The organism is Kaistella palustris DSM 21579, from assembly GCF_000422265.1.
Taxonomy (GTDB): Bacteria; Bacteroidota; Bacteroidia; order Flavobacteriales; family Weeksellaceae; genus Kaistella; species Kaistella palustris.
The window spans coordinates 160093-173612 of sequence record NZ_AULL01000013.1 but is presented as its reverse complement, the minus strand read 5'-3'; the positions used below and the strand labels follow the sequence as shown (position 1 = coordinate 173612).

Genomic DNA, 13520 nt, shown 5'->3' with positions numbered 1-13520 from the left:
CGATAGCAGCAGATATGAAACGCAGAAGCATTTTCTCGAAACTCAATAACTGGGTAATTTATATTTTGCTTACTACGGCTGTAGCGGGCGTGGTTGTGGCTTCGGTAATTCTCATCGATTACCTGCGGAAGGAAGAAATTAAGCGGATTGAACTTTTTGCCACCGCAATCAAATATCAGCAGGAAGATATCATTGAAGATCCAATGACGCTCGATCTTTTGCTGCAGATCAGCAAAACAAACAACACGATTCCCGTGATTGTGACCGATAAAAATAAAGTTCCGATCGATGGCGAAGGCTTTAAGATCAACATTCCCGAAAAGATACTGAAGGATCCAAAGAAAATGACCGCGCTGCTGCGCAAAATGGAGAGCTCCTACAAACCAATTGAACTGCAGATGCCGGACGGCAACAACCAGTACGTTTTTTACACCAACTCTGATCTGCTCAACAATCTGCGCTACTCGCCCTACATTTTGGGTTCACTGATTCTGGCTTATATTTTCTTTTCGTTCTGGTTTCTGAGGACCATTAAAAAAACTGACGAAGGTTATGTTTGGGCAGGCCTGGCGAAAGAAACCGCCCACCAGATCGGCACACCGCTATCATCGATGATTGGCTGGATCGAAATTTTGCGGATGGAAAATGCTGAAAGTATGGGTGTGAAGGAAATCGAAAACGACATCAACCGGCTTAAAACCATTTCTGAAAGATTTTCCAAGATTGGTTCTGTGCCCGAACTTAATGACCTGAACATCAATGAGACGCTGCAGCAAAACTACGATTACCTGAAATCCAGGATTTCCAAAAAAGTTATTTTTAATCTTGTTTTACCCAGCCGCGAAGTGCTTATCCCGCACAGTCGGATCCTGTTGAGCTGGGTGATCGAAAATATTGTAAAAAACGCCGTGGACGCAATGAAAGGCGAGGGCAGACTTGAAATTGAACTTTACGAAAAAAACAGGTATACCATTATTGACTTCAAAGATACCGGAGCGGGCATGACGAGCTCGCAGGCACGCGATGCGTTCAAACCTGGATATTCCACCAAAAAGCGCGGCTGGGGTTTGGGACTTTCACTTGCCAAAAGAGTGATCAAGGAATATCACAATGGTGACATTAAAATTGCGCAAACCGAAGTGGGAACGGGAACGACTTTCCGGATCATGATGAGAAATTCCTGAGAAATCTGCAGTGAATAAACTGACGGTCTGGGGATTACGGCGAAGATAGGTTTCAGGAGTAAAAAATATTGTATAATTTCGTATACAGTAACACAAAAAACTCCCAATCATGAAAAAACTTTTATTCACCGTTTCTCTTGCGCTAATGATCCCCGCAAATGCGCAGATTTTTGACCTTTTAAAAGACAAAGTCAAGGACAAAGCCTCCAGTTTGGTGGGCGAAAAAATGATGGCTGGAATTACAACCGAAGCCATCAGTACGAATTTTAAAGACTGCAACAAGGTCGATATTAAAATGCCCGACTTTGCTAAAAATGAAAAATTCACCAGCCTTTGCGCTGCCAATTTTTCTCAGAACGAAGGTTATCTTTTAAAACCGGGATATTACACCATCGACCTGAAAAGCTTCTGCCTGAAAGCCGGCACTTATGCTCCGAGCAAAGGCGACGGTTATCTGTACGCACCCGTGCGTGGTCCGAAAAAGGAGATCATCAATGCGCTTGTAAAAAACTGGTACAAACATCAGGATATTCCGCAACACACCGTGCAGTCGATCATTTGGGGTGTGATTGCCAAATCGAGTTTCAAAAATATGAACACTGAAATGCAGCTTGCCGCCACGCAGCTTTTAAGTAAAAACGAACTTCTCCAACTCTCGAAAATGGGCCTGGATTTCGTGCCAGATAATCTCATGTCCAAGGTGAAAAGCAACCTGCCGCAACCTGTGCAGATCGCTCTGGAGGCAGAAAACAGGATCAGAAGTTTCTTCAGCTCCTCGTCTTCAAATTATGCGGAACTCGAACGGCTTGCCATGCTGGGCGGCATTAACCCCGAAAAATCCGACATCGCTTATGGGACCTGGGGTTTGCATCCGAAAGGCTATTGGGTCTCCTACCATCCACATGGATACACGCAAATGACCGTGCAGATTTATGTTCCGCCAACTTTGGCCAGTGCGACTTTTATTCCTTCGGATGATGTTGCTGTTCCCGCAAACACGTCTAGTCAGCGGCTGATGGTTTCCGATGTTTTAAACTGCAATTAAGAAACCGCACTTCACAAAAAAGCCGCTTCTTTCGGAAACGGCTTTTTGTATTTTATTTTTAAAGTTTTCACTTCTGGTTTTGATAGATCACGTAATAGTTCGCATCAAAAGCTGCAGGTTGCGCACTTTTTAATTTGATGGTTTGCCACATTTCTGTAGGATCCAGCAACTCACCGGATTTGAGCCGCAACGGAAGATTAAAGTTTTTTACTGCCTCCGAATATTTGAACTTCAGCTCATTTCCTTTTTGTTCATACATCAAAACCGGAATTTTCGTGGTGCGTAAATACTGGTCAAAAACGGAAGAGAAATCAAATCCCGCTTTGTGCGAGATGTAATTTTCAACTTGCCGGGTGGTTACGGTTTGATGGTAAAAATCTTTATTTAAACCACGCAGAATCGACCGGAATTTTTCGTCGTCATTTATGACCTGCCGAATCGTGTGGATCATATTACCCCCTTTATTGTACATATCACCGCTGCCTTCATTCCGTACGCCGTATTTGCCAATAATTGGCCGGTCGTTTTTAATGGTTTTCCGCAAGCCGATAATGTATTTTTCTGCGGAAGCTTTATCCATATAACTTTCAGTAAAAAGTGTTTCAGAATAATTGGTGAAACTTTCGTGAATCCACATATCCGCCTGATCTTTTGCAGTAATGTTGTTGGCAAACCATTCATGGCCGCTTTCGTGCACGATGATGAAATCCCAGTTTAAACCCACTCCTGTGCCCGAAAGATCACGCCCCAGATAACCGTTCTCATAATGATTTCCGTATGCTACCGAACTTTGGTGTTCCATTCCTAAATAAGGACTTTCGACCAGCTTATAAGAGTCCTCATAAAAAGGATAGGGTCCGAACCAGTATTCAAAAGCTTTCATCATTGGTTTTACCTGTTGAAACTGTTTTTTTGCCCTGTCCAGGTTGTAATCCAAAACCCAGTAGTCGAGATCGAGGTTGCCTTTCTCCCCGTTGTAGCTGTCTTTAAAATTCACGTATTTCCCCACATTGGGCACGATCGAGTAGGTGTTGATGGGATTTTTGACTTCCCAGGTAAAAATCTTTTTGTCCCTGGATGTTGTTTCAGAAATAAGTCTGCCGTTGCCCACACCCACGAGGTCTTTTGGTGTTGTAATTTTCATGATGATGCCATCATCCGGCTCATCGCTCCAGATATCTTTTGTGGGCAGCCAAAGCGACGCGCCGGTTCCCTCTTGTGCCACCGACATCCATGGATTCCCCTGATCATCTTTAGTAAAAACCCAGCCGCCATCCCATGGTGCATTTTTGGCAATTAAAGGATTTCCGTAAAACTGAATGGTGAACGAGTGCGTATCTCCTTTTTTGTAATCGGTATTTGTTTTAATGAAAATAAAATCACCGTCGCGCTCGGATGAACAGAGCTTTTTGTCGCTGTCGATGATCTTATAATTCATAGGTTGCTGCAGATCGATCTGAAAAACAGGATTTGAAACGTCCCGCGTAATCTCAAAAGTAATCTTGTTTGTTCCCGAAACCGACTGTGTTGCGAAATCGGGTTCTACAGAAATTTCATATTTTTTTACATCCCAAAAATTCCTGAATCCGGTATTTGAGCCTTTCAGTGAATCCTGCTTTGTAAAAGTTTGTGCCGGGAAAATCCCACACCACATCACGAGTAAAAAGAGCGTTTTCTTCATAATTAGCGAAATAATACAAACAAAGATAAATATTAATTTCACGGTGTTGTCTTTCGGATATTATTTTAGTTTCATGGGTATCATTTAAAATAAGTATTTTTGAGGAAATTATTTTTAATGAAAATCAGACTATTTCTGGCATTATTTGCTTTCGGTTTTTTGGTGTCCTGCAACAAGGACAAAGAAATTTTGAATACGCTCAATGATTACAATATTTCGCGCGAAGCTGCTGGTTACCATTTCGGCGACACCCTGAAATTACCGCAGGATGTTACCAATAACGCGGAAAGCATTTCCATCAGTTTTGGCGACAGGGAAACGTCGTCTTTGGTTGTGGATCCTCAGTTTTTTACGCTGGGTGAGAATGCCGTAACATTTGTCATCAAGAAAAAAAATGGTGAGTCGCTTACGCAGGATGCGACAATAAACGTGTTTGCAAAAAGTCCCGAAGCTGTTTTGAATTACGAAGTCGTGCAGGAATATCCGCACGATCCGAAGAATTTTGTACAGGGATTTCAGCTGGAAGGAAATATAATTTATGAATCCGACGGGCAGTTAGGTGAATCCCGAATTCTGAAATATACATTGGGAAGTACCACGCCGATTGCAGAAACCCGGCAGCCGGAAGATGTTTTTTCTGAAGGTTGTACCATAGTAGGCGACAAAGTATATCAACTGACCTGGCAGAATAAGAAAGGATTTGTGTATGATAAAAATACGCTGAAACTCCTGAATGAATTTCCGTATCCCAACGTAATGGGCGAGGGTTGGGGCTTAACTTACGACGGCAAAAACCTGATTGCTTCCGACGGCACAAAAAATATTTATTTCCTCAGCGTTTCCGATCCGTCAAAACTTGTGAGGTATATCGCGATCGCAGGAAATACCGAAGCTTACGACCAGATTAATGAGCTTGAGTATCACAACGGATTCATCTACGCCAATGTATGGCAGAAACCGGTTATTTTAAAGATAAATCCTGCAAACGGCGAAGTGGTGGGTAAATTCGATTTCACCGCACTGGCCAAGGAAAATACCAAAGACGAAACCAACGACGTGCTGAATGGTATCGCATTTAAAGGCGAAAATATGTTGGTTACTGGCAAGTTGTGGTCGAAGATCTACGAAGTGAAGATTAAATAAATTACCATAAAAACCCGGACACGATCTTGGATTACGGCAGCATTTCTGCTACTTATCTGCACGGTTTCGGCGCAGCGTAATTTACCGTTCGATTCACTGAAACTGAAAGATGCACAGGATCTCTTCGCAGATGATTATGGGAGTATTTATCTGTACAGCAAAAAGGATTTCAGTTTTACGAAATACGATTCAGCAGGTGTACAGAAAGGAAAACTCATGCTCACGCTGCCCTTTAAAATTCAATCTGTTCAAAATCCCCTGAATATCCCGTCGTTTTCTGAAAACGCGCAGGAACTGAAATTTTACGACCGAAACCTGAATGAAATTCAAACTGTCAATTTCCGGCAGAAATTTGGGTTCATTAAAATGGCTTACGCCGAGGATCTGCAGCAGATCTGGCTTTTGGATGAAAGTGCAAAGCGGCTGATCCAGTACAATTTCCGTGACGATAAGATCCTGAACGCATTCTCGTTTGATGTTGATTTCGAAAATATAAAGGACTTTATTGTTTTTGAACAAACGCTGTACATCCTTACCGACAAAAATCTCAGTATTTATAATCTTAAAGGAGAAAAACTCCTTACTTTACCCGTGGAGAATGGAAAAAGGTTTCGCCGCGAAAATAAAACGGTTCTGCTCATCACTACAAACTCCGTTCAAAAGTTGGAGGCAAATTCGCTGCAGACGATTTTTTTCTCGGAAAATGCCCGGATTGTGGATAAAAACTCATCGACCTTCTTTGTAGTGCGCGGCAACAAACTTTATCTTTACAAACTCTGAAATGTAGCGCTGCACATCTGTTTTTCCAGATCTGGCAGCACAGGAAAAACACTTTTATTTAACGTAAATTCTCATTAATATGCACATTGCTGTCACAGGAAACATCGGCGCAGGTAAAACCACTTTAACTACTATGCTCTCCAAACATTACGGGTGGAAAGCGCAATATGAAGACGTAGATCACAATCCCTATCTCGAGGATTTTTACAGTGACATGAGCAAGTGGAGTTTTGCGTTGCAGATCTATTTTCTGGGCAGCCGTTTCCGGCAGGTGAAGGAGATCCGCGACAGTGGACTCAATATCATTCAGGACCGTACCATTTACGAAGATGCCCATATTTTTGCTGAGAATTTAAATGATATGGCTTTGCTGAGCGACAGGGACTTTGATAATTATTCGTCGGTTTTTAATCTGATGAAAAGTTTCGTTTCGGCACCCGATCTGCTTATTTATTTAAAGTCGGATGTTCCAAATCTTGTAAAGAAAATTTACAAAAGAGGCCGTGATTATGAAGCGAGCATCAGCATAGAATATCTGTCGAAGCTGAATCAGAAATACGAAAAATGGATCTCGGAATATTCCGAAGGAAAGCTTTTGATCATTGAAGTTGATGACCTCGATTTCGTAGACCGACCTGAGGATTTTGGCTTTGTTTTAGAACGGATTGAAACGGAACTTCACGGTTTATTTTAAATTTAAAATTAAAGTGTAACTTTAATCTCCGTTTCTTGCGGGCCTGCAATATTTAAAATCTGAATCATGCTAAAAGTTCTTTATAATAATTCCTGTTCCAAATCCAGAGCAATATTGGAATATCTTGATGAGAATAATGTGCCTTTCGAAATCATCGACTTCATCGCAAATCCCCTCACCGAAATGGAATTGCGCACTGTACTGAAAAAACTGCAGAAATCTGCCTTTGAAATCTGCCGGAAAAATGAGCAGCTTTATAAGCAGAAATATGCAGATAAAAACTTAAGCGAAGATGAGTGGATCCAAATCCTTTTGGAAAATCCCTCCCTTATCGAAAGACCGATTCTCATTAAAGAAGAAGTAGCACTCATTGGAAGACCGCTGGAAAACGTAAAATTCTTTATGGAATAAAACTGTTTTACAGTAAATCTTCAAATGCCTTTTCAATATTTCTGTATTTAAAATCAAATCCCGCCGCCCTGATTTTTTTGTTCGAGGCGCGCGTTCCCTCCAGCGTTATGGCGCTCATTTCTCCAAATAAAATCTTAATTATAAAAGCCGGCACAGGAATGGGCAGAAAAATTTTGTTCGCAGCCTTTGAAAGTTTTCTCATAAATTCTGCATTTGTCGGAATTTCCTCCGCAACGGCATTATAATTACCTGTGATCTTGGGGTTTTCCGCCGCAAAAATATACATATTGACCATATCACCGATATGGATCCAGTTCATCCACTGTTTTCCCGAACCAAGCGCTGAGCTGAGATTGAGGTTTGCAATCCTTTGAAGAATAGGAAATGCACCCCCTTTATTGCTGAGAACAACCGCAGTCCGCAGACACACAACGCGGTCGGATATTGGGGAAAATCGGTATGCTGCTTCTTCCCATTTTTGGGAGAGATCAGCCAGAAAATCTTCGTGTAAGATTTCGCAGTTTTCGTCTAAAATTTGCCCCGAAGTAAAGGTTCCATAAAAATTTATGCCCGAGGCCGAAATAAATGATTTGAGGCGAATTTTTTTACGGATGCAGTATTTCAACAAAAGTGCCGCAGAGTCTATCCGGCTGGAATAGAGTTCTTTTTTGTAAGAATCACTCCATCTTTCACTTACGCTGGCACCTGCAAGATGTATTATTGAATCTAGATTTTCAAACGCTTTTTCATCAATAAATTCTTCTGCAATATTCCAGTAATATTCATTGGGAGAATCTGTTTTTTTCCTGGTTAAAGTTCTTACGTCGTGATATCTCAGGCGCAGATTCTTCACCAGTTCTTTTCCAATCAATCCTGTTCCTCCGGTTATCAGAATATTCATTAAATGTTAAAGCATGATAACGCCGGAAATTTTGCCAACTTCCTTGTAGATTTGAATGACCTGATCAGCATCCATCACAAACGCGTTGATGTTGATGGAAGTGTACTTGCCGTTCTTGCTGTCGCGCGTAGTAAGCGTAAATTTAATATTGTCGAACACGCGGTAAATCTCAGTGTGTTTGGATTCCTCGTTCGTAATTATGAATTTGTAAAGATAATCTTCAGGAAAATCGTGTGTGGCCTCGAGCTTTTCTTTCAGTGAAGCGTAGAACTCCTCCGGAGTTTTCTCGTTTTCATGACCTATTATGTTGAGCATGTCTTATATTTTTAGGTTAAAAAAAATTCCGACGTATCGGAATTCAAATTTAGTTAATTTCTGACAGATTATTTAATGCCCTGCAGCGAACTGAGTATGGCGGAAGAGTTTTGCTGCTCGTGATTTTCTATGATGTTGAACAAACCATTCACCATCTGTTGCGAGGCAAACCTACTGATACCACTGGTTATGGAGTTTGATGTTCCCTGGGAGCCAAAAATGCTTCCCAGAATATTTGTACTGCCCATGGCGCTGTTCAGTGACTGCACAAGTCCGAACTCGTTCAGTTTCGCATCAACTTTTGGTGCGATTGCGGCCATGAGCTGTTCAGAAGTTCTTTCCTTTAGGATTTGTGTTGCTGCACCGGTTCCGCCCTGTACGATACGGGCCGCATCTTCAACCGTAAGACTGTTAACGGCGTTTACCAGAATAGGTCTGGAAGTATCCACAGTGAAAGCAGCCGCCTGAGCGATGTATTCCTTTTCTTTCTGAACTAGATTTGAAAGGCCAACCTTTTGCAGAGTAGAATTGATTTCGCGGAGCTGTTGTGGCAGTGCGGCATCGATCAGCTGATTGGCCAGAAAACTGTTCTTGTCCGCAAAAATATTCAGGCCTTTTGTAATTCCGCCCAAAAGAATTTGCTTTAAAACTGCTAAACCGACACCTGTTGTGGCCAATGCCATGCACGACTGCGCGGTAGTTCCTATGGTTGCTACCGCCATTGCTGCGGCTACGTAAGTATTTGTTCTCATAATACGGTAAATGTTTATTGTGAACCTTGGACTTTCCAAATATTACGCCAGAAAATTCTATGACGTATTAGTGCCCCTTTTAAAGCGTTGTTTGCGGCATTTTCAAAAGTTTTGAGAGCTGAATATACTTCGGTACCGGCCATAAAAAACGCAGTTTGTAAAAGGGTTTTTTTTTGTTGGTTTATTATTTTTATCTTTGAAAAAATCTATAAAATTTAGAAATGAGAGATAAATTCTTGCGATGGGGAATTATATTCGTAGTCATCATTTGGGCAGTTTCTCTGCTTCTGAAAACCTACTATTGGATCCCGATCCTTCTTACAGTAATTTATGGTGTGGGGATTTACAACTGCTTCCAGACCAAGCATGCGATTCTTCGGAATTTCCCTGTTATCGGCTATTTCAGATATTTTTTTGAGAGCATTTCGCCGGAAATGCAGCAGTATTTCATCGAGCGGGAAACCGACGGGAAGCCGTTTCCCAGAAACCAGCGTTCTGCGGTTTACCGCCGTGCAAAAAATTTGAGCGACACTGTGCCATTCGGTACACAGCTCGAGGTGAACCAGCGTAAGTATGAGGGTATTAAGCATTCCATCTATGCACAGTCGCCCAAAGAAGATTTGCCACGTGTTTTGGTTGGTGGCGATGCATGTACACAGAAATACAGCGCCTCACTTTTTAATATTTCTGCAATGAGTTTCGGTTCGCTGAGTGACCGCGCGCAGATGTCGCTGAACAGAGGTGCGAAAAAAGGAAATTTCTTCCACAATACCGGCGAAGGAGGAATCTCTCCTTATCATATGGAAGGTGGTGATCTATGTTGGCAAATCGGAACAGGATATTTCGGCTGCCGCGACGAGGAAGGCAGATTCTCGCCAGAGATATTTGCAAAAAATGCATCGCTTCCTAATGTAAAACTGATAGAGATCAAGATTTCTCAAGGTGCCAAACCTGGCCACGGCGGTGTTTTGCCGGGATCGAAAAATACGGTTGAGATCGCCGCGATCCGCCACGTACAGCCTGGTGTGACAATTATTTCGCCACCATCGCATTCCGCATTTTCAGATGCAGCAGGTTTGCTTAGATTCGTTCAGCAGCTGCGTGAACTTTCTGGCGGAAAGCCGGTTGGTTTTAAACTTTGTATCGGTGACACCCGGGAATTTGAAGATATCTGTGTACAGATGAACGTATTAAAAATCTATCCCGATTTTATTACCATAGATGGTGCTGAAGGTGGAACAGGTGCAGCTCCGCCGGAATTTTCAGATGGTGTGGGAATGCCGCTTGAACCCGCGCTGATCTTTGTAAACAGAACGCTGAACTTATACAGCCTCCGGGACAAAGTGCGCATTATCGCAAGTGGTAAGGTTCTTACTTCACTGGATATTTTGCGGGCAGTGGCAATGGGTGCAGATATGTGTAACAATGCGCGTGGATTTATGTTTGCGCTGGGCTGTATTCAGGCTTTACGCTGTAACACGAATAACTGTCCGACCGGCGTGGCGACACAGGATAAAATGCTCATCAAAGGACTGGATGTTACCGATAAAAGTGAACGTGTATACCACTTCCACAAAAATACTTTGCATACCTGCAACGAGCTCATCGCAGCGGCAGGGCGCAATTCCTACGAAGAAGTTGATGCCAGTATGTTTATGCGCGGTGACGAATTTGAACATCTTTCCGACCTGTACTTCCCTGATATCTTGGGAAATCCAAAAGAGTTTAAAACAACCTATTAACAGAAAACAAAACCCGCAAATTAAATCTGCGGGTTTTTTTGTGTTTTATTTTCAATAAGTTTTTGCTCGGCACGAAGTTCTTCAAGATAGGACTCTTTCAGATAATCATAGAGTGAGTGTTTGCTCACCATTAACGAAATTAAAGAAGAAACCATGCCTGCAAGCATTAAATGGAAAATAAGCGAGTGTCTGTCGGTCATCTCCAAAACGATAATGGCGGAGGTAAAGGGAGCACGCGTGATTCCGGTAAGAAATGCTACCATTCCCGCCAGAATTACAACGTTGGATTCGTGTGGTGTTAGATGTATAAGTCCCGAAACTACAGAACCAACCGAGGCACCTGCTGACAGCGCCGGTGCAAAAATCCCGCCCGCACCACCTGAAGTGAAGGACAGTGCCGGTCCAATCATCCGGAAGAACGGCATATACCAGTCTTCATGCTTGTCTTCGGTAAAAAGCGTGCGCTCCATAATTATTTTCCCGGACCCTAAGATCTCGCGGTTTACAAAATAAGCCAGTGAAGCGAGAAGTAAGGCGCAGCAAACCAGGAATATAATTTTTTCTCTGTCTGTTTTTAATGATTTATTCCATGCGCTGATCTTTAGCATAAGAACCGAAAGCTGACTGGCTAAAATACCTGCAATTCCTGCGACCAGAATCACCGGGAACATTACACTTAAAGTCACATCTGAAGTTTTCGGATAACCGAGGTAAAGGTAAGAACCAGCAAGAGTCTGCGCGGTAAGACCTGCAATGATCACGGCCGTAAAAAGCGCTGTTTTAAAATAGTTGATATGCGTTTTCGAAAGTTCCTCCACCGCAAATACAATTCCGCCCAATGGCGTGTTGAAGGCAGCAGAAAGACCTGCCGCGGCGCCGGTAAGGATCATATTTTTCTTGGATATCTTCGGCCACCAGTCCGGTAAATATTCATTGACTTTCCGGAAAACTGAGCCGGCGATCTGAATCGTAGGTCCCTCGCGTCCAATTGCACCGCCGCCCAAAATAAGTGCGAGACTCGAAAGGACTTTAAAAACAATTACTTTTAAACTGAGGAGATGACGGATTTTTTTATGCTCTTTCGGATTGGCCAGTTCTACGGCGGCCATTACCTGGGGAATTCCGCTGCCCTTGGCGTAAGGCGCAAATTCTTTTACCAGCCACCACGATAATACAAATCCTACCGGTGCAATTATGAAGATCATCCATGCATGCCAGTCGAAGATAAGATTCATGAGTTTTTCGCCCCAAACGAATGCTTTGGCGTAGAGAACTGCGAAAATTCCTGTGATCAGGGAGCCTATCCAGAACGGAACCGCCTGCAGCAGGTTATACTTCAGTCTTTCGTTGTGTAAATTGTCAAATGCATGTTTTATGCTGTTACGCACATAAACAAAGATTTTTAGCATAAGCCAAAATTATTACTTTAATAATTAAAATTTAATTGAGAGGTGAGATTTTTAACAAAAAAAATCCGGTCCCATTTGCATGCAAACGAGACCGGATCTTATAACTTCTAAAACATCTTACGCTTCTTCAGCAGGTGTTTCTTCAACTTTTTTAGGAGCAGGAGCGGCTTTTGGCGCTACTTCTACCGGCGCATCAGAAATGATCTCGAATTCGAATTCATGTTCCACATTTCTGTGTAGTCTGATGTTTGCAGTTACTTTACCGGTTCTCTTCACTGTGTTTCCAGGAATCTTGATATATTTTTTATCAACCTGAACACCAGCTTTCGAAAGTTCTTCTGAAAGGTTAGCGTTATTGATAGAACCGAAAAGTTTGTCACCTGAACCCACTTTGGTAGCGATGGTTACTTTGGTGTTTTTCAACTGTTCTACAATTTTGTTTGCGTCAGCGATCAGTTGAGCTTCAACTTCTTTTCTCTCTTCCAGAGTAGCTTCCAGAGCTGCTTTGTTTTTTGGAGTTGCAAGAAGTGCCAAACCTTGTGGTAATAAATAGTTTCTTGCGTAACCCGGCTTCACATCGATCGTATCGAATTCAAGTCCTAAGTTTTCTACGTCTTTTTTTAAGATAATTTCCATTGTTGTTGTCCGTTTATGAGTTCTGAGTGCCGTTTTATAATTTTAGCTTTCTCAGCGCTGCGTTAGAATTTTTAATATGAATTCAGCAACAAAAGCCTAAAACAGATGTTTAGGCTAATTGCAATTTTTATTTCAATAAGTCGGCTACGTAAGGCATCATTGCCAAATGTCTTGCTCTCTTGATTGCTGCGGAAACTTTTCTTTGGTATTTTAAAGAGGTTCCTGTATATCTTCTTGGCAAAATTTTACCCTGCTCGTTTACGAACTGAAGAAGAAAGTTAGGATCTTTGTAATCCACATGTTTGATTCCGTATTTTTTGAATCGGTCATATTTTTTTTCCGATTTTGTATTAATGTCAAGTGGAGTTAAAAATCTTACTTCGGATTCTCCGCCTGCTGAGGCTTGTTTAGCCATATCATCTATTGCCATGTCTTTGCTTTTTTAAGGGATTAAAATTATGCTTTCGCAGTTTTCACTTTTGTTCTTCTGGTGATTGCATACTCAATTGCATGTTTATCCAGTTTGGTTGTTAAATAGCGGATCACTCTTTCGTCACGTTTGTACGCGGTTTCCAGGTCTGCCACTACGCTTCCCTCACCTTTGAACTCGATCAAAGTGTAAAAGCCATTCTTCTTCAACTGAATAGGATAAGCCAATTTCTTAAGTCCCCAATTTTCTTTGGCAACGATTTCGCAATTGTTTGAAGTCAGTAGATCTTCAAACTTTTTTACTGCTTCCTCCACCTGTGCGTCAGATAGAACGGGAGTTAAAATGAAAACAGTTTCGTAATTGTTCATAATGTTAGAATATTTGTTAATTATTTCAA

General features: G+C 42.0%; 15 protein-coding genes. 7 read left to right on the top strand and 8 right to left on the bottom strand.

What is annotated here, in order from left to right; translation table 11 throughout:
• Positions 1-14: 14 nt before the first annotated feature.
• Positions 15-1184, top strand: a complete 1170-nt coding sequence (locus H562_RS0104215) for a sensor histidine kinase (RefSeq protein WP_027376363.1) — start codon at positions 15-17, stop codon at positions 1182-1184.
• A 109-nt stretch (positions 1185-1293) separates the two neighbouring features.
• Positions 1294-2229: a hypothetical protein gene (locus H562_RS0104210; protein ID WP_027376362.1), complete on the top strand. Its 936-nt coding sequence runs from the start codon at positions 1294-1296 to the stop codon at positions 2227-2229.
• 67 nt (positions 2230-2296) lie between these two features.
• Here the strand turns inward: H562_RS0104210 and H562_RS0104205 are convergent, their stop codons facing one another.
• Positions 2297-3910, bottom strand: coding sequence for a M1 family metallopeptidase (locus H562_RS0104205; protein WP_034690643.1), 1614 nt, complete (start codon positions 3908-3910; stop codon positions 2297-2299).
• 117 nt (positions 3911-4027) lie between these two features.
• Between H562_RS0104205 and H562_RS0104200 the strand changes: the two genes are divergently transcribed.
• The 4 genes from H562_RS0104200 to H562_RS0104185 all read left to right on the top strand — a co-directional run bounded on the left by H562_RS0104200 (position 4028) and on the right by H562_RS0104185 (position 6938).
• Entirely contained in the window at positions 4028-5053 is a 1026-nt protein-coding gene (locus tag H562_RS0104200; protein ID WP_027376360.1) for a glutaminyl-peptide cyclotransferase, read from the top strand.
• Positions 5054-5269: 216 nt separating this feature from the next.
• Positions 5270-5833 carry a hypothetical protein gene (locus tag H562_RS0104195; protein WP_233701972.1) on the top strand — a complete coding sequence of 188 codons (564 nt, stop codon included), beginning with the start codon at positions 5270-5272 and terminating at the stop codon, positions 5831-5833.
• A gap of 79 nt (positions 5834-5912) precedes the next feature.
• Positions 5913-6527, top strand: coding sequence for a deoxynucleoside kinase (locus H562_RS0104190; RefSeq protein ID WP_027376358.1), 615 nt, complete (start codon positions 5913-5915; stop codon positions 6525-6527).
• A 66-nt stretch (positions 6528-6593) separates the two neighbouring features.
• The gene (locus tag H562_RS0104185; RefSeq protein WP_233701971.1) at positions 6594-6938 is read left to right on the top strand and encodes an arsenate reductase family protein; all 345 of its coding nucleotides are present in this window, start codon (positions 6594-6596) and stop codon (positions 6936-6938) included.
• A gap of 7 nt (positions 6939-6945) precedes the next feature.
• On the opposite strand, the gene H562_RS0104180 is transcribed toward H562_RS0104185, so the two are convergent.
• The 3 genes from H562_RS0104180 to H562_RS0104170 form a co-directional block, all read right to left on the bottom strand.
• On the bottom strand, positions 6946-7839 hold the full coding sequence (locus H562_RS0104180) for a TIGR01777 family oxidoreductase (protein ID WP_027376356.1): 894 nt from the start codon (positions 7837-7839) through the stop codon (positions 6946-6948).
• Positions 7840-7845: 6 nt separating this feature from the next.
• Entirely contained in the window at positions 7846-8154 is a 309-nt protein-coding gene (locus H562_RS0104175) for a DUF493 domain-containing protein (protein ID WP_027376355.1), read from the bottom strand.
• Positions 8155-8222: 68 nt separating this feature from the next.
• Positions 8223-8906, bottom strand: coding sequence for a DUF4197 family protein (locus tag H562_RS0104170; RefSeq protein ID WP_027376354.1), 684 nt, complete (start codon positions 8904-8906; stop codon positions 8223-8225).
• Positions 8907-9127: 221 nt separating this feature from the next.
• Here H562_RS0104170 and H562_RS0104160 point away from each other — a divergent pair, with 221 nt between their 5' ends.
• On the top strand, positions 9128-10648 hold the full coding sequence (locus H562_RS0104160) for an FMN-binding glutamate synthase family protein (protein ID WP_027376353.1): 1521 nt from the start codon (positions 9128-9130) through the stop codon (positions 10646-10648).
• Positions 10649-10668: 20 nt separating this feature from the next.
• Here H562_RS0104160 and H562_RS0104155 read toward each other — a convergent pair whose 3' ends face one another.
• The 4 genes from H562_RS0104155 to rpsF form a co-directional block, all read right to left on the bottom strand.
• The gene (locus H562_RS0104155) at positions 10669-12057 is read right to left on the bottom strand and encodes a chloride channel protein (protein WP_027376352.1); all 1389 of its coding nucleotides are present in this window, start codon (positions 12055-12057) and stop codon (positions 10669-10671) included.
• Between the two features lie 117 nt (positions 12058-12174).
• Positions 12175-12693, bottom strand: coding sequence for a 50S ribosomal protein L9 (rplI, locus tag H562_RS0104150; RefSeq protein ID WP_027376351.1), 519 nt, complete (start codon positions 12691-12693; stop codon positions 12175-12177).
• A gap of 127 nt (positions 12694-12820) precedes the next feature.
• Positions 12821-13123: a 30S ribosomal protein S18 gene (rpsR, locus tag H562_RS0104145; RefSeq protein ID WP_027376350.1), complete on the bottom strand. Its 303-nt coding sequence runs from the start codon at positions 13121-13123 to the stop codon at positions 12821-12823.
• A 26-nt stretch (positions 13124-13149) separates the two neighbouring features.
• Positions 13150-13491 carry a 30S ribosomal protein S6 gene (gene rpsF / locus H562_RS0104140; protein ID WP_027376349.1) on the bottom strand — a complete coding sequence of 114 codons (342 nt, stop codon included), beginning with the start codon at positions 13489-13491 and terminating at the stop codon, positions 13150-13152.
• Positions 13492-13520 lie beyond the last annotated feature (29 nt).